At 59.7% G+C, this 23,272-nt stretch carries 20 protein-coding genes; 8 read left to right on the top strand and 12 right to left on the bottom strand.

The features are described 5' to 3' along the window. Positions 1-67 precede the first annotated feature (67 nt). Both gcvP and gcvH read right to left on the bottom strand, forming a co-directional pair. Complete coding sequence (gene gcvP, locus DOM27_RS11710) at positions 68-2,965, bottom strand: aminomethyl-transferring glycine dehydrogenase (RefSeq protein ID WP_110656148.1); 2,898 nt, start codon at positions 2,963-2,965, stop codon at positions 68-70. Positions 2,966-3,070: 105 nt separating this feature from the next. Then, the gene (gcvH, locus tag DOM27_RS11705; RefSeq protein WP_110656147.1) at positions 3,071-3,475 is read right to left on the bottom strand and encodes a glycine cleavage system protein GcvH; all 405 of its coding nucleotides are present in this window, start codon (positions 3,473-3,475) and stop codon (positions 3,071-3,073) included. Between the two features lie 593 nt (positions 3,476-4,068). Here gcvH and DOM27_RS11700 point away from each other — a divergent pair. Continuing rightward, positions 4,069-5,463 (top strand): alanine/glycine:cation symporter family protein, encoded by a 1,395-nt coding sequence (locus tag DOM27_RS11700; protein WP_110656146.1) that lies wholly within the window; start codon positions 4,069-4,071, stop codon positions 5,461-5,463. 33 nt (positions 5,464-5,496) lie between these two features. After that, positions 5,497-6,609 carry a glycine cleavage system aminomethyltransferase GcvT gene (gcvT, locus tag DOM27_RS11695; RefSeq protein WP_110656145.1) on the top strand — a complete coding sequence of 371 codons (1,113 nt, stop codon included), beginning with the start codon at positions 5,497-5,499 and terminating at the stop codon, positions 6,607-6,609. Between the two features lie 169 nt (positions 6,610-6,778). Here the strand turns inward: gcvT and DOM27_RS11690 are convergent, their stop codons facing one another. The 5 genes from DOM27_RS11690 to DOM27_RS11670 form a co-directional block, all read right to left on the bottom strand. After that, positions 6,779-7,396, bottom strand: a complete 618-nt coding sequence (locus tag DOM27_RS11690; RefSeq protein ID WP_110656144.1) for an alpha-ketoglutarate-dependent dioxygenase AlkB family protein — start codon at positions 7,394-7,396, stop codon at positions 6,779-6,781. Positions 7,397-7,406: 10 nt separating this feature from the next. Then, positions 7,407-7,961, bottom strand: a complete 555-nt coding sequence (locus DOM27_RS11685; RefSeq protein ID WP_110656143.1) for a phosphatase PAP2 family protein — start codon at positions 7,959-7,961, stop codon at positions 7,407-7,409. Continuing rightward, positions 7,930-9,087, bottom strand: coding sequence for a glycosyltransferase family 4 protein (locus tag DOM27_RS11680; RefSeq protein ID WP_110656142.1), 1,158 nt, complete (start codon positions 9,085-9,087; stop codon positions 7,930-7,932). The genes DOM27_RS11685 and DOM27_RS11680 overlap by 32 nt, the downstream gene beginning before the upstream one ends. A gap of 138 nt (positions 9,088-9,225) precedes the next feature. Continuing rightward, the gene (locus tag DOM27_RS11675; RefSeq protein WP_110656141.1) at positions 9,226-10,116 is read right to left on the bottom strand and encodes a murein hydrolase activator EnvC family protein; all 891 of its coding nucleotides are present in this window, start codon (positions 10,114-10,116) and stop codon (positions 9,226-9,228) included. Next, positions 10,056-10,931 carry an acyltransferase gene (locus DOM27_RS11670; RefSeq protein WP_110656140.1) on the bottom strand — a complete coding sequence of 292 codons (876 nt, stop codon included), beginning with the start codon at positions 10,929-10,931 and terminating at the stop codon, positions 10,056-10,058. The genes DOM27_RS11675 and DOM27_RS11670 overlap by 61 nt, the downstream gene beginning before the upstream one ends. 415 nt (positions 10,932-11,346) lie before the next feature. On the opposite strand from DOM27_RS11670, the gene DOM27_RS11665 reads away from it, so the two are divergent. Further along, the gene (locus tag DOM27_RS11665) at positions 11,347-12,663 is read left to right on the top strand and encodes an MFS transporter (RefSeq protein WP_110656139.1); all 1,317 of its coding nucleotides are present in this window, start codon (positions 11,347-11,349) and stop codon (positions 12,661-12,663) included. Between the two features lie 91 nt (positions 12,664-12,754). Here the strand turns inward: DOM27_RS11665 and DOM27_RS11660 are convergent, their stop codons facing one another. The 4 genes from DOM27_RS11660 to DOM27_RS11645 form a co-directional block, all read right to left on the bottom strand. Continuing rightward, positions 12,755-13,024 (bottom strand): GrxA family glutaredoxin, encoded by a 270-nt coding sequence (locus DOM27_RS11660; RefSeq protein WP_075563812.1) that lies wholly within the window; start codon positions 13,022-13,024, stop codon positions 12,755-12,757. Positions 13,025-13,258: 234 nt separating this feature from the next. After that, positions 13,259-14,080 (bottom strand): inositol monophosphatase family protein, encoded by an 822-nt coding sequence (locus DOM27_RS11655; protein WP_425353294.1) that lies wholly within the window; start codon positions 14,078-14,080, stop codon positions 13,259-13,261. A 141-nt stretch (positions 14,081-14,221) separates the two neighbouring features. Continuing rightward, positions 14,222-14,776 (bottom strand): response regulator transcription factor, encoded by a 555-nt coding sequence (locus DOM27_RS11650; protein ID WP_110656137.1) that lies wholly within the window; start codon positions 14,774-14,776, stop codon positions 14,222-14,224. A gap of 52 nt (positions 14,777-14,828) precedes the next feature. After that, positions 14,829-16,100, bottom strand: a complete 1,272-nt coding sequence (locus DOM27_RS11645; protein ID WP_110656136.1) for an ATP-binding protein — start codon at positions 16,098-16,100, stop codon at positions 14,829-14,831. A 351-nt stretch (positions 16,101-16,451) separates the two neighbouring features. On the opposite strand from DOM27_RS11645, the gene DOM27_RS11640 reads away from it, so the two are divergent. The 3 genes from DOM27_RS11640 to DOM27_RS11630 all read left to right on the top strand — a co-directional run bounded on the left by DOM27_RS11640 (position 16,452) and on the right by DOM27_RS11630 (position 19,555). Further along, positions 16,452-18,041 carry a peptide chain release factor 3 gene (locus DOM27_RS11640; RefSeq protein WP_110656135.1) on the top strand — a complete coding sequence of 530 codons (1,590 nt, stop codon included), beginning with the start codon at positions 16,452-16,454 and terminating at the stop codon, positions 18,039-18,041. A gap of 212 nt (positions 18,042-18,253) precedes the next feature. Next, a complete protein-coding gene (mscL, locus tag DOM27_RS11635; RefSeq protein WP_110656134.1) occupies positions 18,254-18,739 on the top strand; it encodes a large-conductance mechanosensitive channel protein MscL in 486 nt (161 codons plus the stop codon). A 3-nt stretch (positions 18,740-18,742) separates the two neighbouring features. Continuing rightward, positions 18,743-19,555: a TatD family hydrolase gene (locus DOM27_RS11630; RefSeq protein ID WP_110656133.1), complete on the top strand. Its 813-nt coding sequence runs from the start codon at positions 18,743-18,745 to the stop codon at positions 19,553-19,555. A 29-nt stretch (positions 19,556-19,584) separates the two neighbouring features. Here DOM27_RS11630 and ygfZ read toward each other — a convergent pair whose 3' ends face one another. Continuing rightward, entirely contained in the window at positions 19,585-20,631 is a 1,047-nt protein-coding gene (gene ygfZ / locus DOM27_RS11625; RefSeq protein ID WP_110656132.1) for a CAF17-like 4Fe-4S cluster assembly/insertion protein YgfZ, read from the bottom strand. Positions 20,632-20,923: 292 nt separating this feature from the next. Between ygfZ and DOM27_RS11620 the strand changes: the two genes are divergently transcribed. Together DOM27_RS11620 and uvrB are read left to right on the top strand one after the other, a co-directional pair. Then, the gene (locus DOM27_RS11620) at positions 20,924-21,121 is read left to right on the top strand and encodes a heavy-metal-associated domain-containing protein (protein WP_110656131.1); all 198 of its coding nucleotides are present in this window, start codon (positions 20,924-20,926) and stop codon (positions 21,119-21,121) included. A 114-nt stretch (positions 21,122-21,235) separates the two neighbouring features. Continuing rightward, positions 21,236-23,269: an excinuclease ABC subunit UvrB gene (gene uvrB, locus DOM27_RS11615; RefSeq protein ID WP_110656130.1), complete on the top strand. Its 2,034-nt coding sequence runs from the start codon at positions 21,236-21,238 to the stop codon at positions 23,267-23,269. Positions 23,270-23,272 lie beyond the last annotated feature (3 nt).

Genomic DNA, 23,272 nt, shown 5'->3' with positions numbered 1-23,272 from the left:
AACGACAAACGGCCGCTCCATGAGCGGCCGTTTTGGTTCTGGCTACTGCGGTTTCGATAATGACTTGCTAGGCATCCCGGTAGGCATCGATCGGCGGGCAGCTGCAGATCAGATTACGATCGCCGAAGACATTGTCTACACGGTTGACCGCTGGCCAATACTTGGCGTCACGCACGGCTTCTGTCGGGAAGGCGGCTCGCTCACGCGAGTAGGGGCGCTCCCAAGTCTCTTCCGTTACATCCGCCATGGTATGGGGCGCCAGCACCAGCGGGTTCGAATCCTTCGACCATTCGCCGGATTCGACACGTGCAATTTCTTCACGAATGGCGATCATGGCGTCGCAGAAGCGATCGATTTCGTAGCGTGACTCGGACTCGGTGGGCTCGACCATCAGGGTGCCGGCGACCGGGAAAGACATCGTCGGGGCGTGGAAGCCGTAATCCATCAAACGCTTGGCGATGTCTTCTTCACTGATCCCTGAAGCCGTCTTGAGAGGGCGGATGTCGAGAATGCACTCATGGGCAACCGTGCCATTGGCGGCTTGATAGAGCACGGGATAGTGCGCCTCGAGCCGCTTGGCAATGTAATTCGCATTGAGTATGGCCAGCTCGGTGGCTTCACGGAGCCCGCGAGCGCCCATCATCTTGATGTAGGCCCACGAGATCGGCAGGATCGAGGCGCTGCCGAAGGCGGCAGCCGAGACGGCGCCGGAGTTCTTGTCGATGCCCTCCTGCGGCGTCACGACGTGATTGGGCAGGTGGGGTGCGAGATGTGCCTTCACGCCGATCGGCCCCATTCCTGGCCCGCCGCCGCCATGCGGGATGCAGAACGTCTTGTGCAGGTTGAGATGCGAGACGTCGCCGCCGTAATCGCCGGGGCGACATAGACCGACCTGCGCATTCATGTTGGCACCGTCGATGTAGACTTGTCCGCCATTGTCGTGAACGAGCTTGCAGGCTTGGCGGATGTTTTCCTCGAAGACGCCATGAGTCGAGGGATAGGTCAACATGATCGCCGAGAGACTGTCACAGTGCTTGGTGGCCTTGGTCTCAAGATCGGCCATGTCGATATTGCCGTCTCGATCGCATTCCACGACGACGACCTTCATCTGCGCCATGGCGGCAGAGGCCGGGTTGGTGCCATGGGCCGAGCTGGGTATCAGGCAGATATCACGATGTCCTTCGCCGACCGCGGCCTGGTAGCGACGAATGGCGACCAGTCCCGCATACTCGCCCTGGGCACCGGAATTTGGCTGCATCGAGATATCGTCGTAGCCGGTAATTTCGATCAAGAAGTCGCTGAGCTCGGTGATCATCTGACGATAGCCGGACGTCTGATCATTTGGTGCAAATGGGTGAATATTGGCGAATTCCGGCCAGGTGATCGGGATCATCTCGCTGGTGGCATTCAGTTTCATGGTGCACGACCCCAGCGGAATCATCGCGTGGGTGAGCGACAGATCGCGGTTTTCCAGGCGCTTGAGGTAGCGCAGCATTTCGGTTTCACTGCGGAAGCGCTGGAAATTGGGATGCTGAAGAAACTCGCTGTCGCGACGGTAGGCGACGGGGATACCGCTGGAACCCTGTTCGACGGCTTCGCGGTCCAGTTCGCTCACCGATAGGCCATGCTCCTCGCCGATCAGTACATCGAAAAGTACCGCCAGGTCGGCCGCCGTCGTGGTTTCGTTGAGACTCACGCCGACTTCACCATCCACGGGATAGCGAAGATTGAGCTCGCGGGTCAAGGCTCGGCCCTGAATACGATGGCTGTCGACGCCGGTCAATGTCAGGGTGTCGAACCAGCTGTCGTGCTTGAGCGTGATGCCATGCTGCACCAGGCCTGCCGCCAGAAGCGTTGTCAGGCGATGGATGCGCCCGGCGATGGTCCGAAGGCCTTCGGCACCGTGGTAGACGGCATAGAAACCGGCGATGTTCGCCAGCAATGCCTGGGCGGTACAGATATTGGATGTCGCCTTTTCGCGGCGAATATGTTGTTCGCGCGTCTGCATGGCCATGCGCAGGGCAGGTCGACCACGGCTGTCCTTGGAAACGCCGATGACACGCCCCGGCAGTGAACGCTTGAGTGACTCACTGGTAGCGAAAAAGGCAGCGTGAGGACCGCCGTACCCCATCGGCACGCCAAAGCGCTGAGAATTGCCCAGCACGATGTCGACACCCATGGCGCCAGGTTCCTTGAGCATGACCAGACTCATCAGATCCGCCGCCACGCAGGTCATGATCTGGCGCGAGCGTGCCGTGGTGACCAGATTCTCGAGATCTCCGATATCACCGTCGACGCCGGGATACTGCAGTAGGGCCCCGAAGACCTCTTCATCGGCCAACCGAGCTGCGGGTGCGACGACCAGCTCGAATCCCAGGTAGGCGGCACGGGTGCGCAATACGTCCAACGTCTGCGGGAGGACGTCATCGGCGACGAAGAAACGCTGGCTCTTCTGCTTCTTGTTCGAGCGCCGACACAGTGCCATCGCTTCGGCTGCCGCTGTTGCCTCGTCGAGCAGCGAAGCGTTGGCGATCGCCATACCGGTCAGATCCATCACCATCTGCTGAAAATTGAGCAGTCCTTCCAGTCGACCCTGGGCAATTTCCGGCTGATACGGCGTATAGGCGGTATACCAGCCCGGATTTTCCAGCACGTTGCGCTGAATCACCGCCGGTAGGTGAGTAGGGTAATACCCCTGTCCGATGTAGCTCTTGAATACCTTGTTCTGCCGCGCCAGACCCCGCAGATAGTCCAGCGCTTCCGACTCGCCTCGAGGGCCGTCCAGTGCCAACTCGCCATCGAGACGAATCCCCTGGGGAATGGTTCGATCGATCAGCGTCGTCATCGACGTCATATCGAGAGCCTTGAGCATCTCGGCGACATCGTGTCGGGTCGGGCCATTGTGACGCTGAAGAAAATCGGCGTGGTTGGCCAGTTCGGTCAATGGGCGAGTTTCGGTGGGCATAATCTATCCGGCGAGGTTGGCAAGAGATTGCTAGGAAAGGGACGCGACCGTCCGGTGGAGAGGCACCGAACGGTCAGGCCAGCAGGTGGCGAGAAAGACCGGCGATCAGCTGTCTTGATCTTCCTCGGCCGCGACCAGGTCGCTGTAGGCTTCGGCCGACATCAGTGATTCAAGATCGCCCTGATCGGCCAGCTGCAGCTTGAGAATCCAGCCGTCGCTGTAGGGAGAGTCGTTCACCGTCTCGGGACTATCTTCCAGCGCCTCGTTGACTTCGACGATTTCGCCGGCCAGCGGAGAGAAGAGATCGGACGCCGCCTTGACCGACTCGATAACGCCGAACTCGTCGCCAGCATCCAGTTCTCGGCCTGCTTCCGGCAGTTCGACGAAAACGACATCACCCAGTGCTTCCTGGGCATGGTCGGTAATGCCGACGGTCACGGTACCGTCGCCGTTGTCCAGCACCCATTCATGGCTGTCGGTATAGAGCAGGTTATTAGGAATTTCGCTCATGAGGTTTCCTATAAGAAACAATTTTCGATACGGGGGATTTTGGCGAGCATTATGCCTCAATGCGGGATCGAATGGCATAGTCTCACGTGCTTCCATCGCAGCTTCTCGCGAATCGCGCTTCTAGGTTGGGCCTAGATCCCAAAAACGTCCAGTCCTGCGACGACTAACTCCACCTCGAGCGTGTCACGGCGTCACTTGCGTAGAGTCGTAGGGCTCCATTCTTGTCTATCCCGACATCGGGTAGGGTGAAAAAAACGCCGACGTCAACCGACCCCGCATCGGGAAGCCGGTGTTTCTTATTGGAAACAAAGATGCTTTTCGCTATGGTGCCTTGAGTACGGACCATACGACCTGACGTACCCGCCACCCGACTCAATGCGAGCGATCGTCGGACAGGCCCATGAGCCATCTTGCCAGGTGGATGCCATGGGATAATTGTAGGCAGACAGTCGAATCCTCTATTGTTGCGACGCTTTACTTCAGAAGATCGACCCGGATGGAAAGAAATTCACCTGCCGGTTCGCAAGACGCTCTAATGTGATCGACACACAATAGCGTTACCAATACACAATAACGTGCCAATGGAGTTCGCCATGGATTCACTGACTGCTGTATTTAGCGCCATCAATGGCGTGGTCTGGGGCCCGCTGATGCTGATTTTGTTGTTCGGAGTCGGTATCTATCTACAGTTGGGCCTCCGGTTGCTGCCCATCCGCAAATTGGGGCTGGGTTTTAGCTTATTATGGCGTGGGCGCCGCAGCGATGCCGACACTCATGACCAGGGTGAGATATCACCGTTCAACGCACTGATGACGGCGCTCTCGGCGACCATAGGTACCGGCAACATCGCCGGTGTAGCCACGGCTATCGCCCTGGGTGGGCCGGGTGCGGTTTTCTGGATGTGGTTGACTGCCTTGGTGGGTATGGCGACCAAGTTCGCGGAAGCCGTGCTGGCCGTGCGCTACCGGCAGACCGATTCCAGCGGAAACCACGTCGGCGGGCCGATGTATTACATCCGTAACGGCCTCGGCAAGCGCTGGGCCTGGTTAGGCGGGTTATTCGCGTTCTTCGGTGCCATCGCCGCTTTTGGTATCGGCAATACCGTGCAAGCCAACTCGGTGGCCGATGCGTTGACCACATCGTTCGGTGTGCCGGCATGGCTGACCGGCGTGATCATCATGGTGCTGGCGGGCGCCGTCATCCTGGGCGGCATCAAGCGTATCTCCAGCGTCGCCGGCAAACTGGTGCCGCTGATGGCGGTCGCCTACTTCGCAGCAGGTGTGGTCGTCCTGATCATCAACGCCGATCAGATCGGTAGTGCTCTGGGGACCATCTTCGAGCATGCGTTTCAGCCCATTGCCGCCAGTGGAGGTTTTGCTGGCGCAGCGGTTGCGGCGGCCATTCGTTTCGGTGTCGCTCGGGGGATCTTCTCCAATGAAGCCGGTTTGGGGAGTGCGCCGATCGCCCATGCCGCAGCGCAGACACGCAATCCGGTGCGCCAAGGGTTGATCGCCATGCTGGGCACCTTCATCGATACGCTGGTGGTCTGCACCATGACTGCGCTGGTGATTCTGACCTCGACGCACTGGCTGGATGGCGAAAGCGGCGCGGGCCTGACCTCGCTGTCGTTCGACAGCGCCTTGCCCGGTATCGGTCAGCACATCGTGGCGATCGCGTTGTCGATATTTGCCTTTACCACGATTCTGGGCTGGTCGTTCTACGGCGAAAAGTGCTTTCAGTATCTGTTCGGTGATCGGGCGATTCTGCTTTACCGGATTCTATTCGTGCTGGCAGTGCCGATCGGGGCGATGGCAAAACTGGATTTCATCTGGCTGGTGGCAGATACCTTCAACGCGATGATGGCGATCCCCAATCTGATCGCCTTGGCACTGTTGTCTCCGGTTGTATTCAAGCTGACCCGCGACCACTTCGCCGGTAAGACCGTGCTACCGGGTGAAGCGCTGGAAGACCGTGATCGAGACGCGTAATTTTCTACTATCTGCTCTTAACGGGAGACATTGATGTCCAACATGAAACAGACACCGTTGTTTGCGCTGCATCAGCAGCTTGGCGGGAAAATGGTGCCGTTCGCCGGCTACAGCATGCCAGTGCAGTACCCTCTGGGCGTCAAGAAGGAGCATGAGCATACGCGTCGAGCTTGTGGTCTGTTCGATGTCTCTCACATGGGCCAGGTGAAAGTGACTGGGCCATCGCCCGCCGTCGCGATGGAAACCCTGGTGACAGCCGACGTCGTCGGATTGGTGGAAGGTGGCCAGCGCTATGCGCTGTTCACCAATAGCGAAGGCGGTGTGCTGGATGACCTGATGATCGTCAACCATGGCGAGTCGCTGTACGTGGTCGTCAATGCGGCGTGCAAGGACCAAGACATCGCGCTGATGCGCACTGGCCTCGGGACAGGACATGATGTCGAAGTTCTGGATCGAGGCTTGCTGGCACTGCAAGGCCCACAAGCTCGGGATGTCATGCAGCGCCTTTGTCCGGCTGCTTGCGAACTGGTGTTCATGCAGCACGCCCGCTTTGAGGTGATGGGGCATGAAATATGGGTGAGTCGTAGCGGATATACCGGAGAAGACGGTTTCGAAATTTCGACACCGTCCGAGGCGACTGAAGCGTTGGCGCGCTGGTTTCTCGAGCAGCCGGAGGTCGAGCCGATCGGCCTTGGTGCACGGGATTCGCTGCGGCTGGAAGCGGGGCTCTGCCTCTACGGTCACGATATCGACACTACCACCACGCCGGTGGAAGCGAGTCTCTCCTGGGCAGTGGGCAAGCCGCGTCGCGTAGGCGGCGAGCGGGAAGCTGGCTTCCCTGGGGCCGACATGGTGCTTCACCAGTTGCAGGCGAAGGATCATCGCCGTCGCCGGGTGGGATTGATCGGCGAGGGCCGCGCGCCGGTGAGAGAGGGAGCCAAGCTGTTCGATGCAGACGATCACGAGGTCGGTCACGTCACATCCGGCAGTTTCGGTCCCAGCGTGGGAGCGCCTGTTGCGATGGCTTACGTTGTCATCGACTCCGCCGAGAAAGGCGCGACGCTGTATGCCGATGTTCGCGGCAAGCGGCTGCCGATGGTCATCAGCCCCATGCCGTTCGTGGCAGCGAATTACTACCGCGGATGAACACTGCCTGAAATTCCATATTTATACCGTTATCTTAAAACGCCTTCTTTTTCGAGATGGCGTTTTTCGTTTGGCATAGAGAAAAGGCCTTCCCAGCAGCCACATCTTCAGACAATCGGACAGATGCCGCTCAAATTGACAAGTGCCAGAAAATCCGACGAGTCGTCTGCTAGACGATCCGGCGAAAGGTGAGATTGATTCGGCCACCTTCGATTGCGCGTGGGGCTAGTGCATGCTGCCAATGTTGCTGGGCACCGGGGCCCATGAGTAGCAGGCTGCCATGAGGTAGCCAGACGTTGAACGCGCACCGGGCCGATCCCGTCTTTCTTCGAAAGCGCAGCGGGCGTTCGCTGCCCAGCGAGATCGATGCCACGATGGGTCGATCACCAAGCTCGGGCTCATCGTCGCTGTGCCACCCCATGCGCTGCTCACCGCTGGCGTAGTGGTTAAGTAATACGCTGTTGAAGTCGGTAAACGGTAGATTGCACCTCTGCAGCACGTCTTTCACGCGGTCTCGCAGCATGAGGACCAGCGAATGCCACGGCTGCGGCTGAAACGTTTGTCCCGAGTAGCGGTAACCGGCATCGCTATCTCCCATCCAGCACTGAGAGCGCGGAATCGTATGCAACCGCCCGTAGAGTCGAATGGACGGAGAGCTCCAGTCGATCTCTTTGTCGAGCGCGTGCTGCAATCTCGTTGCCTCCGCTCCCGACAGGAAGCCGGGAAGCAGCGTCAGCAAAGGAGAGTCACTGAGATATTGCCAGTCGGCGCGTGTGGTGTCGATCATGGCAACGGGCCTAGCTCCCGGCGAACAATGCTATCAGGCCGCTGCACCAGGCCAGTCCCGCGCCGATCAAAGCACCCACGACGACGTCGCTGACATAGTGCAGCCCGAGCACCACGCGGGAAGCGGCAATCAGGATCGCGATAGGAATCACGATCGGTAGCAGCTGCGGGGTGGTGGCAGCGGTCAGACACGTAAACATGGCCGCGTGTAACGTGTGCCCGCTGGGAAAGCTATAGCGGTCGACCGGCGGCATGGTGCAACGAATCGTGGAGTAGGTGATGTAGGGGCGTTCGCGGCACAGGCGAGTCTTGAGCACGCGATACAGCAGCGCGGCAACGCTAGCTGTCAGCCCCCAATGCACCGCTATCAGCCATCCGGCTTTGCCGTGCCATAGAGGCTGCAGCAGTGCCAGCATGACCCAGGCGGGCCAGTCACCTAGACGACTGACGGCGCGAAACAGCCATAGTGTCGGGATGTGCCGGGAAAATTCTGCCAGTCGGTGACTGAGCCGACTCTCGAGTCGATCCAGCCGTTCAAACCTGAGACGTGGTGTGCGTGGCAGCATGTGGGGCCCCCTGAGCCTGGATCAAGTGCGCGAGAAAGCGGTCACCGATGCGTGACCAGCTCAGATTCGAGACGCGTTTGCGAGCTTCGCAGCCCAAGCGGGCGTACAACGCCGGCTGGACGCACAGTTCGCTGGCGGCATCAATGAAGCCCTGGTCGTCACCTGGTGGCACCAGACGTCCATTCACGTCGTGGTTGATCAGTTCCTTGGCCGCCGCGTGGTCAAAAGCGACGATGGCAAGTCCACTGGCCATTGCCTCCGGTACGACGTTGCCGAAGGTTTCGGAAAGAGAGGGGAAGACGAACATGTCAGCGCTGGCATAGTGGCGTGCCAGTGCCTCGCCGGTCTGAAAGCCGGTAAATATGGCATCCGGCAGCCGTTGAGTAATCGTCTTGCGGGCGGGGCCGTCACCGACCAGGACCTGTACCAGTGCCGGGTTGGCGCGTCGCATCGCCGCCATCGTGCTGGCCAGCAGTTCTATGTTCTTCTCGCTGGCGAGACGGCCGACATAGAGCGCGATGGGCTGGTGAGGGGCGGCCCCCCATTGACGCCGCAGATCGGGATCTCGCCGCGAGGGATGGTAGCGGTTGGCATCGACTCCCCGGGCGAGAACCGAGACGCTACGGTAACCGGCATCTTCCAGCAACTGACGCTGCGCTGCGGTGGGGACCAGGGTGGCCTCGCAACGATTATGGAAGTAGCGCAGACCTCGGCGGGCAATGGGAATGCTCCAGCCGAGATGGTAATTGCTGGCGTACTGATCGAAGTTGGTATGGAAGCCGCTGACGACCGGAATTCGAAGCCGCCGTGCTGCGTTCAGTGCCGACCAGCCCAGGGGACCCTCGGTGGCAATGTAGATGGCATCCGGACGCTCTTGGCGCCATAGCCGCATCAGCCGGCCCCGGCAAGGCCATCCGACATGTACATCGGCGTAGATCGGCAGTGCCACGCCACGCACATGAACGTCGCGTTCGGCTAGAGGGTCGCGCTTACCATCCGCCGGATCAGGGCGTATCAGCTGCAGCAGGATGCCCTTGGACACCAGATGGCTGGCGAAATGGCTCAGGGTATGAGCTACGCCATTGACCTCTGGCGCCCAGGTTTCACTGACCAGGGCTATGCGCATCGTTACCACTCCTTCCACGCTGGCGAAGCTGCCACTGCGCCCGACTTGTCATCAACCGTATTGATCCGGTCCTTGATCATGCGGGTTACCCATGACGCTGATGCGTCACGGTGATGACGAATTCATGACACCGCTGAACTAGCGTAGCACGCGCGCGGGATCCACGGGCTTGCCACCATGACGGAGATCGAACAGCAAGTGGTAGCGGCTGCCGTCACTCTCCTGACTGATGTCGCATAGCGGCGCGCCGGCCGAGACAGATTGTCCCTCGGTGACCAGTAGCTTGCCGCAGAAGGCGTAGACGCTCTGCATGTTATCGGCGTGATGAAGGATCACGACCTGACCTAGCTGGCGCATCCCGCTGGCAAAACGAACCTTGCCCGAGGTGGTCGCTTTCGCCTTCGCCGCCGCCTCTGTGGAAAGCATCATGGGTTGCAGCGTGCCGTGAGAATCTCGACCAAAGCGACGCTCGACGCTGTAGTTCGCCAATGGCCATTGCCACCGGCTCGCGGATGACGGTAGCGGGCCGGGATCCGGCAGAGAACGAGACGCCGCTGGCGTCGAGGTTGATCGTCGGGTGCCGTTTGACGAAGATCCGCCGCCCAACGGGATCTGAATCAGTTGACCAACGGCCAGCTGCGAAGGGTCGATACCCTTGTTGGCAGCCTGGACGCGCTGAGGGTTAGCGCCGAAATAGCGGCCGATCGAATACAGCGAGTCTCCCCGACGCACCTGATAACGATAAGGGCCGTCCCCCGGCGCGCGTTCCTGCCGGGAAGGCAGCATCAGGCGCTGCCCAATGGCCAGGTGGCGAGAGTCGATACCCGGGTTGAAGCGTTGCAGACGCAGTAGCGGAATGCCCGCCTGGTCGGCGATTTTCCCCAGCGTATCGCCGCGCTGAACCGTCACCCAACCACCGCCGTCGGCAATGCGAGTGCCGCCGCTGGCGCAGCCTCCAAGGATGAACATCAGTCCCAGCAGTAAGAGGAGAGCGCTGCGTCTTTTTCCTGCCACAGTGAATTCAACCATGTGTAGAAACGTTCCTTGTATTGGGCGTCGCCGTAGCGGCCCTCCAGCATCCATTCTGGCCTGTCGAGACATCTGACGGATATCGCCACCTCTGACTCTCGACCGCAGAGGAAGTCCCAGAAATTAGGCGTGCTGCGCCGATAATGCAGAGTCACGTCGAGAATGCCGTCCAGTCGCGGCCCCAGCAGGCTGATCACCTGAGCAATGCCGCCGGCCTTGGGGCGCAGCAGGTGCCGATAGGGGCTTCCCTGGCGATGCTGTTTTTGTTTCGTGAAACGCGTTCCTTCGACGAAGTTATAGATCGTCATCGGCATCTCTCGGGCGTGCTCGCACATGCGCTGCGTCGCTTGGCGATCTCGCTCGGCCAGCTTGGGATTGCGCGTGAGCTTTTCCCGGCTGTAACGCCGCATGAATGGAAATTCGAGCGCCCACCAGGCCAAGCCGACGATAGGGACCAGAATCAACTCTCGCTTGAGAAAGAACTTCGGCATCGACGCTCGTCCGGTCAGCACGTAGAGCATGACCATGATATCGGTCCAGCTCTGATGGTTGGCAATCATCAACCACCATTGATGCGGCGACAGCGTCTCGGGAATATCGGCTCGAATCTGTGGATGAATCCAGTAACGGATCCAGACATTGTTGGTTCTTATCCACGCGAGCGCGATGCGGTGCAATCCTCCCAGTATCCGCAAGCGCCAATGCCGGGTTGGCGTGATCAGTTTCAGCGCAGTCAACGCCACCAGGGGAACCCCCCAGAAAAGCGTATTGAAGATCAGCAGCAGGACGCTGATCAACCCTTTGAGGGTCGACATGCCATTCTCCATCAATGACTTGGCTCGATGTTACTGGAATGTCGCAAGGCTGCCCAGCACCTCGAGTCGTTCACCCGTTGTCAACGAAAAATCTTCGTGAAGAGAAAGCCTATGCGTGAGCCGAGATTGAGATTTCTCATTGTCGAAAAACTGACCAATTTAAGACCAGCGTGGGTGGGGCCGACGACCCTCGAACCCAGCCACCGGTAATGCACAGCGTTATCCACAGAAGATGTGAATAATTTGTGTCGGTCGTCGTGGTGTATCGATATCGCCAAATCTCGGCAATATCCCCCATGAATTGATAGAATGCCGCCGCTTTCGCCTCCGTTCGACACGGAGAACCGCATATCGATTCGCCTCGACGTCAAGTCGCTGGCCGTCTTCCCTTACCGACGCTATCTGGAGAGTGCCGTTGCGTTCCTTACCCGCGACCCTTCCCATTCTGTTTCTGTGCGAGATCAGCTTTCTTCTCGGCCACGGGTTGATCATGACGTTGCTGGGTGTACGGATGTCGCTGGAGGCCTTTCCCTCGCAGATGGCGGGGTTGTTGATGTCCTGCTTTTCGCTGGGATTCGTGGCCGGCAGTTACTGGCTGGAAAAACGCATCCGGAGCGTTGGCCACATCCGCGTGTTTGCGGCATGTGCAGCGCTGCTCGCCGCCACCGCCATTCTGCATGGGTTATGGGTCAATCCCTGGGCGTGGCTGGTATGGCGGCTGTTCGGCGGTGCCGCGACGGCGGGGCTGCTGATGGTGATGGAGTCGTGGGTGTCTGGCGAATCGACCAATGAAAATCGAGGCCGAGTGCTGGGTTGGTATCTGGTGATCTCGACGCTGTCGCTGGCGGGCGGGCAGTGGATGCTCAATATGGCCGATCCGGGCACGTTCGTGCTGTTCTCGGTGGCGGGCGTGCTGTTTGCGCTATCGCTGGTGCCACTGTCGATCCACCGGATCCAAGGGCCGCTGCGCAACAGTCAGAGCGCGCCAGTCAAGATATCGCTGCGAACACTGCTGGCAAGAGCGCCGGTCGGTCTTGTCGGCGCTTTCGTGGCAGGGTTGATGGTCCAGGCGTTTTTCGCCATGACGCCTTACTATGGCCAGGAGATCGGACTTACCACCGCTCAGACGGCCAAGTTCATGTCGATAACCACGCTGGTGGCGCTCATCGCCCAATGGACCCTGGGGCGGGTCTCGGACCGTTTCGATCGTCGCAAGGTCATTCTGTGCATGGCGGTGGTCATGGCGATATCGGGCGTTCTGATCGTGTTTGCCGCACGTTCCAGCTACTGGCTGCTGGTGTTCGTGGCCAGTTTCCATACCGCGATGCTGCATACGCTCTATTCGCTGAGCCTGGCGCATACCCACGATTGGCTGGAGCCCGAGGAGACGATTCAGGCCAACGGCAAGATCCTGATGTGTTACGGCGTCGGGTCCGTGGTAGGGCCGTTCAGCGCATCGATCTTGATGCAGAGTGTGGGACCGGATGGTCTGTGGCTGTTCCTGGGTGCGGCGGCGCTGGGTCTGGCATTGTTCATCGCCTATCGGCTGTGGCGGCGCGAACCTGTCATGGCGCCGGAAGAGCAGGAGCCCTACATGCCGTTGGTGCCGATGGTGGAATCTACTCACTACATCAATGAGCTGGATCCCCGTCACGGGCCTTATCAACATGAACTGAATTTGGAAGGTGATCCGGAGGAGGAGTACGACGAGCCGGCCTATCAACCTGGTTGACGAGGTGGATCGATACTCGAGGCAAACCTACATTCCATAACGACAAGAGCCGGCGAAAGCCGGCTCTTGTCGTTACGTCTCGTCTAATGCCTCAAGCGTTTTCAGGCATCAAGGCTTTGTCCTGGACATATTGATCAAATTCGGTGAAGCCGCCGATGTGCGTCTGGTCGACAAAGATCTGCGGCACGGTCTCGACCGGCTTGCCGATTGTCTTCTCCATGTCGGCCTTGGTGATACCTTCGGCATGAATATCGATGTAGCGAAAATCGAAATCGTCTCGTGCTTCTTTCAGTTTTTCCGCCAGGTCTTTGGCGCGAACACAGAACGGGCAGCCGGGGCGGCCAAAAATGACGGTCAGCATCAATGATTCTCCTGGTCTGGATGATGAATTCACTTCGAAGGGAAGAGAGTATCAATAGAGTGGGGCTTATTCTTTCGTATTAAACCCGGCCGAACCAATAGAGTCTCGCTACATTCGTTATTGCAGGCCACTATCGGTCTCATTTCGGTCTAAGGGGTTGCTGGCCGGTCTCGAAGTTTGTGGGCAAGTCTCGCAATACGCCGCGGTTCTCGCCACGGCGTAGCATGGCCGACTTCAGGACTCGAGCCGCTGACCCGCATCAGCGTCGCGCAGCAGATTCCCGAGCGACTGGTGAATGTCGGGAGCGCTGACCAGCAGGTTCTCGCCATAGAGTTCGACCGGCAGACTCTCGGGGCATTCATAGAGATGGCTCGCTGTTGCGCCGGCTTCTCGGGCGATCAGTAGCCCAGCAGCAAAATCCCAGGGCAAGACACTTTCGTAGTAGGCGTCAAGCCGCCCGCAACCCACGTGGCAGAGGTCCAGCGCGGCGGAGCCATTACGGCGAACGTCACGGCAAGCATGGACCACATGATTGAGGCGTTTGATCAGTGGCGCGCGTTTGTCGCGAGCGTAGGGAAAGCCCGTCGCGACCAGGCTCCTCTCCAGGGTGTTTGCCTGGCTGCAGTGCATAGACTCATCGTTGAGTCGGGCTCCCTGATCGCGCACCGCGGTGAAGGTTTCGCCCAGGAACGGGGCATGAACCACGCCCAGTTGAACCTCTCCATTCATCGCCCAGGCGATCGACACGGCGACATGGGCGTGTCCGTAGGCAAAGTTGACCGTGCCGTCGATGGGATCGACGATCCAGAGCGCACCTCGTTGCTCGAGTTGACTGCGGTCCGGCGCGAGTTCTTCGGTCAGTCTGGCTTCGCCGGGAAACAGCGATTCCAGTTCATCGGCGATCATCTGATCCACGGCAACATCTATTTCGGTTACCAGCTCGTCACCGCCTTTGTACTGGCGGGAAAAATTTTGTTTCTCGCGGGCCTGAACGATCATTTCGCCGGCCTGACGGGCGATGCGGATCATCTGCTCGAGTCGCTGGGTGTGGTCCACGATGGACTCCTGTCGGGAAGGGCTAGGGCGCTCTCCAGCTCGGTGATGAAACTGGGCGCGTTGGTTGACGAAGAATAGGACGACTCTTCGTCGAGCCGGTGAAAAGCAGCGACTGACAGGGCATGGGTCAGTCGAATGGTATCAATGTCTTACCGGGCGCTTCTGCAGTTTGCGTTGCAAGGTACGGCGATGCATGCCCAGAGCTCTGGCGGTCGCGGAGATATTGCCGTCGTGCTCTTGCAGGACTTTCTGAATATGCTCCCAGGTGACCCGGTTGACCGACGGCGGGTTGTCGGCAATTTGGACGTCGCCGTCGCCGGTCTCGCGCTCGAGCGACTGCAGAATTTCGTCCGCATCGGCCGGCTTGCAGAGATAATTGGCGGCCCCGAGCTTCATGGCTTCCACGGCGGTTGCGATGCTCGAGTACCCGGTCAGCACCACGACGCGACATGCCGGCGCGACCTTGAGCAATGCGGGTAGCAGTTTCAAGCCGGAGTCGGATTCCAGCTTGAGATCGAGAGTTGCCAGCGCGGGCGGTGTTTCCCGCGCGACGGCCAGAGCCTGATCATAGGTGTGGGCGACGACCACGTCGTAGCCGCGTCGGCGCATGGCGCGTTCCATGACGAAACAGAGTTGTTCGTCGTCGTCGATGATCAGCAGACGCTCCTGATCGGGCGTCCGTTGCGAGTCACTCATCACTGAAACCTCCTGTCACTGAATCCTGTTCGGGGGATCGCGGACGTAAGCATCACAGGCTTTCGCCAGCCCTGACGCGGGGAAGCTTGACCTCGGTCAACGTGCCGCCTTCCTCGTGGTTATAGAGACTCACGCCGCCACCGAATCGACTGACGGTGGCGTGGGTCAGAAACAGGCCGATCCCCATCCCCTTGCTCTTGGTCGAGATGAAGGTGTCGCCCAGCTGGTCGGCGATCGACATCGGCACCCCGGGGCCTTTATCACGAATGTCGATGACCACCTCCTCGGTATCCCAATCGAGGCTGGTCACGATGGCCTCGGGGCTGGCGTCGGCGGCATTGTTGAGCAGATTGATCAGCGCCTGTTCCAGCGTGGCGTCCACGGCGATGCTGGGCTGGCCGCGCTTTCCGAGCACCTCCAGCCGGTGATGGACGTCCGGCCTGAGCACCAGCCAGCGCTGGATCAGATTCTCGAGCCAGGGCGTCGCGCGCCGTGTCTCGGGCTTCTCCAGACGGCGTCGATCGGCATTGGCGACGAGTGTCTGCAGGCGTTGCTTGCAGGTGTCGACCTGGCTGCGGAGCAGATCAATGTCTTCCACTAGTGCTGGCTGCTGGCTGGCTTCGTGGCGCATCTCCTTGAGTAGCACCGCCATCGTCGACAGCGGGGTGCCGAGCTCGTGAGCGGTACCTGCAGCCTGGGTCGCGACGGCCAGGATCTGCTCGTTGCGCAGGGCGGCTTCACGGGTGCGAGACAGCGTCATGTCACGCCGGCGCAAGGTTTGCGCCATCTTGAAAATGAAGAAAGTCAGCAGACTGCCGGAAAGAATGAAGTTCAACCACATGCCGAGAGTATGCAACTGGACCCCGAACACGATCGTGCTATTGGTCAACTGAGGAACGGGTTGATAAAACAGCATCATGGTCGTGTAGCTGGCGGTAGCCGCCATGGCGATGACCCAGGCATAAGGCCATGGCAGCGTGGAGGCGGCGATGCCCAGAGGCACCAGCAGATAGGTGATGAAAGGATTGGTCGAACCGCCGGTGTAGTAGAACAACAAGCTCAGTCCGGCGATGTCGACCAGCCAGTGCAGCAGATATTCGGTATCGGTCACGGCGCGCGGGCGTCCCAGTCGCCACCATGTCGCCACGTTGAACAGGCCCATGGCGACGATGACACTGATGACCGGCAGAACGTGGAGCTGAAACCCCAGCACTTCAATGCCGAATATGATCGCGGCCAAGAAGCCGGTCCAGGTAATCCCGCGGACGATCGTCAAACGAACCAGGTTACGGTTCGGCGTCGAGAGCGGAAGCGGTTGCAGCATGGTCTCTCCGGTATCGAGTCGGGTTGGCGAGACGTTCGAAACGCGAACGAGAGCAGCGCGGCTGACTCGACATCGCCGCGGTTATCGCGGTCATGGTAACGCAAGCCGCGAGGAACGTGGACAGGTCGAAAGAAAGAGGCGTCCGTTTGTCGCACAGGGGCGGGCTCGCGATATCGTTTAGACGTCTCTGGTGTTGTGTCCTGGCCTCGTCTTTCGAAAGGCCGCAGCCATGGCGGCGGCTACAACTCTGCCGGTTCAGCGCGTACAATCGCCGCCATCTTCGATCCCCCGCGAACTCTCAACCATCGACTCATGATGCTTGTGAGTCGCCTCTAGCCAGTGAAGCCATTCATGTCAGATGCTCAGCTTGCACAGGAAGCGGCCCTTCGTCGCACTTTTGCCATCATCAGTCACCCCGATGCGGGTAAGACGACGATTACCGAAAAGATGCTGTTGTTCGGTAATGCCATTCAGTTGGCCGGTTCGGTCAAGAGCAAGCGAGCCGAGCGCCACGCCACGTCCGATTGGATGAAAATGGAGCAGGAACGTGGCATCTCGGTGACCACTTCCGTCATGCAGTTCCCATACAACGGGCGCATCGTCAATCTGCTCGATACGCCCGGACACGAGGACTTCTCCGAGGACACCTACCGCACGCTGACCGCCGTCGATTCCGCATTGATGGTCATCGATGCGGCCAAGGGCGTCGAGGATCGAACCATCAAACTGATGGAAGTGTGCCGATTACGGACCACGCCGATCCTGACCTTCGTTAACAAGATGGATCGGGAGACACGTGATCCGATCGAGGTCATGGACGAGATCGAAACGGTACTGAACATTCAGTGCGCGCCAATGACCTGGCCGATCGGCATGGGCCGTCAGTTCAAGGGCGTCTACCACCTTTACGATGATGTGGTTCATCTCTATACCCAGGGCCAGGGCAATCGCATTCCTGAAGACAAGCGTATCGAAGGGCTGGCCAGCGCCGAAGTCGATCGGGTGCTGGGTGAGAGCGCGGCGGAAGAGCTGCGCATGGAGGTCGAGCTGGTACGCGGTGCCTCACACACGTTCGATCTGGAAGCCTATCGTCGTGGGGAACTGTCCCCGGTCTACTTCGGGACTGCCATGGGCAATTTCGGGGTGCGCGAAATGCTCAACGGCTTCGTCGAGTTTGCGCCAACGCCTCAGGCGCGGGAAACCGACGCTCGTGAAGTCGTTGCCGATGACGGCCGGTTTTCCGGCTTCGTTTTCAAGATCCAGGCCAACATGGATCCTAAACATCGGGATCGGGTCGCGTTTCTACGTATCTGTTCCGGCAAGTACGAGCGCAACATGAAGATGCGACATGTGCGTATCGGCAAGGAGGTCAAGATCGCGGATGCGCTGACCTTCATGGCCTCCGATCGCTCGCACGTGGAAGAGGCATGGCCGGGAGACATCATTGGCCTGCACAACCATGGCACGATTCAGATCGGCGATACCTTCACCGCCGGCGAGGACATGCGCTTCCTGGGGATTCCGCACTTCGCGCCGGAACTGTTCCGGCGCGTCCGGCTGCGTGATCCGCTGAAAATGAAAGCGTTGCAGAAGGGCCTGCAGCAGCTCTCGGAGGAGGGCGCAACGCAGGTCTTCCTGCCGTTGGACAATAACGACCTGATCGTCGGTGCCGTGGGTACGCTGCAGTTCGATGTCGTCGCGCATCGGCTCAAGGAAGAGTACAAGGTCGACTGTATCTACGAGCCGGTCAACGTTCACACGGCGCGCTGGATCTACAGCAAGGATGCCAAGAAGCTCGATGAATTCAGGCGCAAGGCGAGCGCCAATCTGGCGCTGGATGGCGGAAATTACCTGACCTATCTGGCGCCGACGCGGGTCAACCTTCAAATGACTCAGGAACGCTGGCCGGAGATCGAATTCAGGGCCACGCGCGAGCATTGACCGAGGCTAAGCTGTTTCTGGACATTTCTCCTTGAAGGATGCCTCTGGCTTGCAGGGCGTTCTTGGTTTATAGGGTACTCATGCGAGCCATGGCGTGATTTGGCCTTGCCGCTAGATGCCGCTTGAGCCATTCTGAAAACCGCCGTGTCCGCCACGGTGGTCAGCGCCAGTTCAGTCGAGAGCAACCCGTTCGATCAGAAAAGGAAAAGCCGATGGCTTCCAAATTCCTCAAAGAGTTTCGAGAGTTTGCCGTCAAAGGTAATGTCGTCGATATGGCGGTGGGCATCATCATCGGCGGGGCTTTCACGCTGATCGTGCAGAGCCTGGTGAAGAATATCTTCAACCCGGTGCTCGGGCTGCTCATCGGCGGAGTCGATTTCGCCAATTTCTATGTCGTGCTCAAGGAGGGCGGTGCGCCGGGACCTTATGCTTCTCTGGGAGCGGCTCAGGAAGCGGGCGCCGTCACGCTGGACTACGGTCTGTTTCTCAACGCGGTGATCAGTTTCATCATCGTTGCGTTCGTCGTTTTTCTACTGGTGCGCAGCATCAATCGGATGAAGCGCGAGGAAGCGGTCGCTCCCAAGGCACCGACGGACAAGGCGTGTCCGCACTGCTTCATGACGATTCCGATCAAAGCGACCAAGTGCGGCCACTGCACCGCCGATCTTCCGCTGGCGGAAGAGAGTCCGACAGCCTGAATCATGCTGTTTGACGCTCCCTCGTTCGACGGTCCTTTATTCGACGCCCCGTTGTTCGACGCGCATTGTCATCTGGATTTCGCCAGTTTCGACGCCGACCGCGAAGCCGTTTTAGAACGGGCCCACGCGGCCGGCGTCTCGCGTTTCATGGTGCCGGGAACGTCCCGACGGCGATGGGAAAACGTGCTGGCATTGAGCAAGCGCGACGACGTCGTCGTCTCGCTGGGGCTCCACCCGTTTTTTCTCGACGAGCACGCCGAGGGGGATCTTGAACGGCTGGCGGAAGCGTTCGACCAGCATCCTGACCTGGTGGGCATCGGCGAATGCGGTATCGACGCGCGATTCGAGGCCACGCTAGAGCAGCAATGGGTGCTGTTCGAGGCGCAGCTTCAAATGGCCAAGCAGCGCCGGCTGCCGGTCATCGTCCACTGTGTACACGCCGACGACCAGGTGGCCAAACGGCTCAAACAGCTCGATCTACCGGCCGGCGGGCTGATTCATGCCTTCGGGGGCAGTGCACAGCAGGCCCGACGCTTTCTGGATCTGGGTTACATGCTGGGGCTCGGCGGGGCGGTCACCTACGATCGGGCGAAACGACTACATCGCGCCGTGCGATCGCTCCCCGACGACGGTTTCGTGCTCGAGACCGACAGCCCGGACATGCCGCTATGCGGGCGCCAGGGCCAGCGCAACGAGCCAGCCTGTCTTCCCCGAACATTGAACGCCATCGCCGCGTTGCGAAGCCAGGAGCGAGACCGGATAGCCGCCAACGCCTGGGCCAATACGCGGCGACTGTTTCGGTTGGCCGCCGACTGATGAGTGGTTGAAAGACGTTGCCCCGAAGTCTAAGCGGCAACAACGCTTTCGGGATCGAGGCGCTCCAGCGGATAGGGCAGTTCGCGCAGCGTCAGCTTGCGATCGCCGACGACGAGCCTGGATTCCTCGGACTCGCTGGTATTGAGCACCACCAGCAGATCGCAGACGGCCGCGTCGCCTGCAGGCGTGGCTTGAAAAACCTCGCCCACGCGCTTGCCCTCGGCGTTGCGGATCTCGCTGCCGATCTCGACCGCAGTGCCGCCCTCCAGGGCCGCGATCTGCAACCGCTTCTTGACCTGTCCGCGAAAATGCGCGCGCGCCACGATCTCCTGGCCGGTATAGCAGCCCTTGCGAAAACTGATGCCGCCCAGGGCTTCCCAGTTGATCATCTGTGGCAGCAGCGAGTCGCTGTGCGCCGCAGTGAGCCAGGCCACGCCGGCGTCGATATCCGCGCGTTGCCAGCTCGCATTGCCGACTGCGATGGCGCTGCGCTGCATCTGGTTCCAGACCGATACCGCGCGCGCCTGGGGCAGAATCATCAGCAGGCGTGATTCAGCGCCGGGATGGCGGACCAGCACGGTGTCGTCCTGCCGACTCATGTGCCAGTCGATATCGGGCGGAGCGGGAAGCTGTGCCTCGTCGGGCAATGAGGGCATGGTGCCGAAGGCGCCGATTAGCGCCAGGTCATCGCGTGGGTTCAGCGTCACCTTGTAGAACGGGGCGTATTTGCCGAGCTGCGTCGCCAATGGGGCGACCAGAGAGATATCCAGCAGCAGCCAGTAGCGCTCTGCGCCAACCTGGAGCAGTTCGGCATTGGCGATCATGCGGCCCTTGGGCGTACAGAACGTGGTCAGCGGGGCGAATTCGCCATTCGCGTGCTCGACGTTGGCGCTGGTCTGGCCCTGGAGAAAGCGTGCCGCATCGGGGCCGTCACATTCGAGAATGCCGAGATGGCTCAGCGGCGACAGGCAGCTTGAGGTAGCGCCACGGGGGTTAGCGTACTGCGGAAACTGCCAGAGACGCTCGTCGACCTGGCGCCCGCCCGCTGCCGTGAGATGTGCCAGCCAATCGTTCATCCGGTCCCTCCATAAAGACATTGATGGCAGTCTATGCCTGATGCTGGCGTCAAGATGGTGTCGATCGCTCGCCATTGCAACATCGGCGATGGCGAACGGCGTGCTACGCTGTATCGCTGGCTCGAACTTTTTCTCCTAATCACGGTTCTGGAAGCCCCTGTCATGAACTCGGCCGTGAACCGAGTGTGACGGTATCGTGAGCTGACCGCCGTTAATTGTCAGCTTTGTAGTACTGATCAGAAAGCGCCGTTCGTCATACCGGCGTTCTGGAAAACCTCGTGGAGAAAACGGCATGGCCCGGATCAATCTGACTCTGAAAGGGGTCTCCACCCCGGAAGATCTCAATCGTGTTACAACGGCACTGATGATGGTGGATGGAGTCGATACCGTCGATATTGGACTGGAGTGGGCGGAGGTCGAGGGTCGCGTCAGCCGAGAGGCGCTGATCAAGGCCGTCGCTTCATTGAAGGCCGGCTATTCTGCTCAGTGACCGTGTCGGCCAATGATCATGTCGTCCGGCAATTGCCGCGCCGGCGAGACATGGAAAGCAACGGAAAACGGCTTGCCCCTTGAATGATGGTAGTTTGGACCCTAATTAGTGACCATGAACAAACCTTTCAAGATTCACTCCAAGTATCGTCCCGCCGGTGATCAGCCGGCCGCCATCGAGGGATTGATCCGCGGGCTGGGGGCGGGGCTTTCGCACCAGACGCTGCTCGGTGTCACCGGCTCCGGCAAGACCTTCACCATGGCCAACGTGGTCGAGAAGCTGCAGCGTCCGACGATCGTGCTGGCGCCCAACAAGACGCTGGCGGCTCAGCTCTATGGCGAGTTCAAGAGCTTCTTCCCGGACAATGCCATCGAGTATTTCGTCTCCTACTACGACTACTATCAGCCGGAAGCCTACGTGCCGTCGTCGGACACGTTCATCGAGAAAGATGCTTCGATCAACGACCATATCGAGCAGATGCGGCTGTCGGCGACCAAAGCGTTGCTGGAACGTCGCGATGCGCTGATCGTGGTGTCGGTCTCGGCGATCTACGGGCTGGGTGATCCCGAGCAGTACATGAAGATGCGTCTGCACTTCAACCGCGGCGAGCAGATCGATCAGCGCGCGTTTCTGCGGCGACTGGCCGAGCTGCAGTACACACGCAACGACGCCGATTTCCGACGCGGGACCTATCGCGTGCGTGGCGATGTGATCGACGTCTTCCCCGCGGATGCCGAAGACGAAGGGGTCCGCGTCGAGCTTTTCGGCGACGAGATCGACTCGATTCGTCTGTTCGATCCGCTGACCGGAGAGGTCCGGGGGCAGGTGCCGCGCATGACCATCTATCCCAAGAGCCACTACGTCACGCCGCGTGACACCATTCTGGGTGCGATCGATTCGATCAAGCAGGAGCTGGCCGACAGACTCGAGTACCTGCGCAAGCATGAGCGTCTGGTCGAAGCCCAGCGTCTCGAGCAACGTACGGTTTACGATATCGAGATGATGCTCGAACTGGGTTACTGCAACGGGATCGAAAACTACTCGCGCTATCTTTCCGGCCGACCACCGGGGCATGCGCCGCCCACTTTCTTCGATTACCTTCCGGACGATGCGCTGCTGTTCATTGATGAGTCGCATGTCAGCGTGTCGCAGGTTGGCGGCATGTATCGCGGTGACCGTTCGCGCAAGGAAACGCTGGTCGAATACGGCTTCCGCCTGCCTTCGGCGCTGGACAACCGTCCCATGACCTTCGAAGAGTGGGAAGGTATCGTGCCGCAGACGGTGTTCGTGTCGGCGACGCCCGGCAACTATGAAGCCGAGCACGCCGGGCAAGTCGTCGAGCAGGTGGTGCGTCCCACCGGTCTGGTCGATCCTCAGATCGAGGTGCGTCCGGCAACAACACAGGTCGATGATTTGCTTTCCGAGATCCGATTACGGGTCGATGTGGGTGAGCGCGTGCTGGTGACCACCCTGACCAAACGCATGTCCGAGGATCTGACCGAATATTTCTCCGAACACGATATTCGGGTGCGTTACCTGCATTCGGATATCGACACGGTGGAACGGGTCGAGATCATTCGCGATCTGCGTCTGGGCAAGTTCGACGTCCTGGTTGGTATCAATTTGCTGCGCGAAGGGCTCGATATTCCGGAGGTTTCGCTGGTGGCCATTCTGGACGCCGACAAGGAAGGCTTCCTGCGTTCCGAACGTTCGTTGATCCAGACCATCGGCCGTGCCGCGCGTAACGCCAACGGTAAAGCCATTCTCTACGGTGATCGGGTCACTGACTCAATGCGCAGAGCAATGGATGAAACCGAGCGTCGCCGCAACAAGCAGATCGAGCACAACGAGCGTCATGGCATCACGCCGATGACCGTGACCAAATCCGTCGCGGACATCATGGAAGGTGCGCAGGCGCCGGGTAGCCGCAAGAGCGGTCGTAAACGCAGCGAGCAACTGGTGGCGGAAGCGCCGGGCGATTACACCCGCGAAGCCCTGGGCGCGATGAACGCGTCGCAATTGACCAAGGAAATCAGCAAGCTCGAAGACCGCATGCATGAGGCCGCACAGAATCTCGAGTTCGAGCAGGCGGGCAAGCTACGTGATCAGTTACAAACGCTCAAGTCCCGGCTGCTCGAACTGGGTTAGGTC

The organism is Salinicola halimionae (assembly GCF_003206065.1).
Taxonomy (GTDB): Bacteria; Pseudomonadota; Gammaproteobacteria; order Pseudomonadales; family Halomonadaceae; genus Salinicola; species Salinicola halimionae.
This window is presented reverse-complemented; position numbering and strand designations above follow the sequence as displayed.

What these genes read in the sequence shown, in the direction of transcription:
- gcvP (WP_110656148.1), bottom strand. Translation starts at nt 2,965, where the DNA reads ATGCCCACCGAAACTCGCCCATTGACCGAACTGGCCAACCACGCCGAT.
- gcvH (WP_110656147.1), bottom strand. Translation starts at nt 3,475, where the DNA reads ATGAGCGAAATTCCTAATAACCTGCTCTATACCGACAGCCATGAATGG.
- DOM27_RS11700 (WP_110656146.1), top strand. Translation starts at nt 4,069, where the DNA reads ATGGATTCACTGACTGCTGTATTTAGCGCCATCAATGGCGTGGTCTGG.
- gcvT (WP_110656145.1), top strand. Translation starts at nt 5,497, where the DNA reads ATGTCCAACATGAAACAGACACCGTTGTTTGCGCTGCATCAGCAGCTT.
- DOM27_RS11690 (WP_110656144.1), bottom strand. Translation starts at nt 7,396, where the DNA reads ATGATCGACACCACACGCGCCGACTGGCAATATCTCAGTGACTCTCCT.
- DOM27_RS11685 (WP_110656143.1), bottom strand. Translation starts at nt 7,961, where the DNA reads ATGCTGCCACGCACACCACGTCTCAGGTTTGAACGGCTGGATCGACTC.
- DOM27_RS11680 (WP_110656142.1), bottom strand. Translation starts at nt 9,087, where the DNA reads ATGCGCATAGCCCTGGTCAGTGAAACCTGGGCGCCAGAGGTCAATGGC.
- DOM27_RS11675 (WP_110656141.1), bottom strand. Translation starts at nt 10,116, where the DNA reads ATGGTTGAATTCACTGTGGCAGGAAAAAGACGCAGCGCTCTCCTCTTA.
- DOM27_RS11670 (WP_110656140.1), bottom strand. Translation starts at nt 10,931, where the DNA reads ATGTCGACCCTCAAAGGGTTGATCAGCGTCCTGCTGCTGATCTTCAAT.
- DOM27_RS11660 (WP_075563812.1), bottom strand. Translation starts at nt 13,024, where the DNA reads ATGCTGACCGTCATTTTTGGCCGCCCCGGCTGCCCGTTCTGTGTTCGC.
- DOM27_RS11650 (WP_110656137.1), bottom strand. Translation starts at nt 14,776, where the DNA reads ATGAGTGACTCGCAACGGACGCCCGATCAGGAGCGTCTGCTGATCATC.
- DOM27_RS11645 (WP_110656136.1), bottom strand. Translation starts at nt 16,100, where the DNA reads ATGCTGCAACCGCTTCCGCTCTCGACGCCGAACCGTAACCTGGTTCGT.
- DOM27_RS11640 (WP_110656135.1), top strand. Translation starts at nt 16,452, where the DNA reads ATGTCAGATGCTCAGCTTGCACAGGAAGCGGCCCTTCGTCGCACTTTT.
- mscL (WP_110656134.1), top strand. Translation starts at nt 18,254, where the DNA reads ATGGCTTCCAAATTCCTCAAAGAGTTTCGAGAGTTTGCCGTCAAAGGT.
- DOM27_RS11630 (WP_110656133.1), top strand. Translation starts at nt 18,743, where the DNA reads ATGCTGTTTGACGCTCCCTCGTTCGACGGTCCTTTATTCGACGCCCCG.
- ygfZ (WP_110656132.1), bottom strand. Translation starts at nt 20,631, where the DNA reads ATGAACGATTGGCTGGCACATCTCACGGCAGCGGGCGGGCGCCAGGTC.
- DOM27_RS11620 (WP_110656131.1), top strand. Translation starts at nt 20,924, where the DNA reads ATGGCCCGGATCAATCTGACTCTGAAAGGGGTCTCCACCCCGGAAGAT.
- uvrB (WP_110656130.1), top strand. Translation starts at nt 21,236, where the DNA reads ATGAACAAACCTTTCAAGATTCACTCCAAGTATCGTCCCGCCGGTGAT.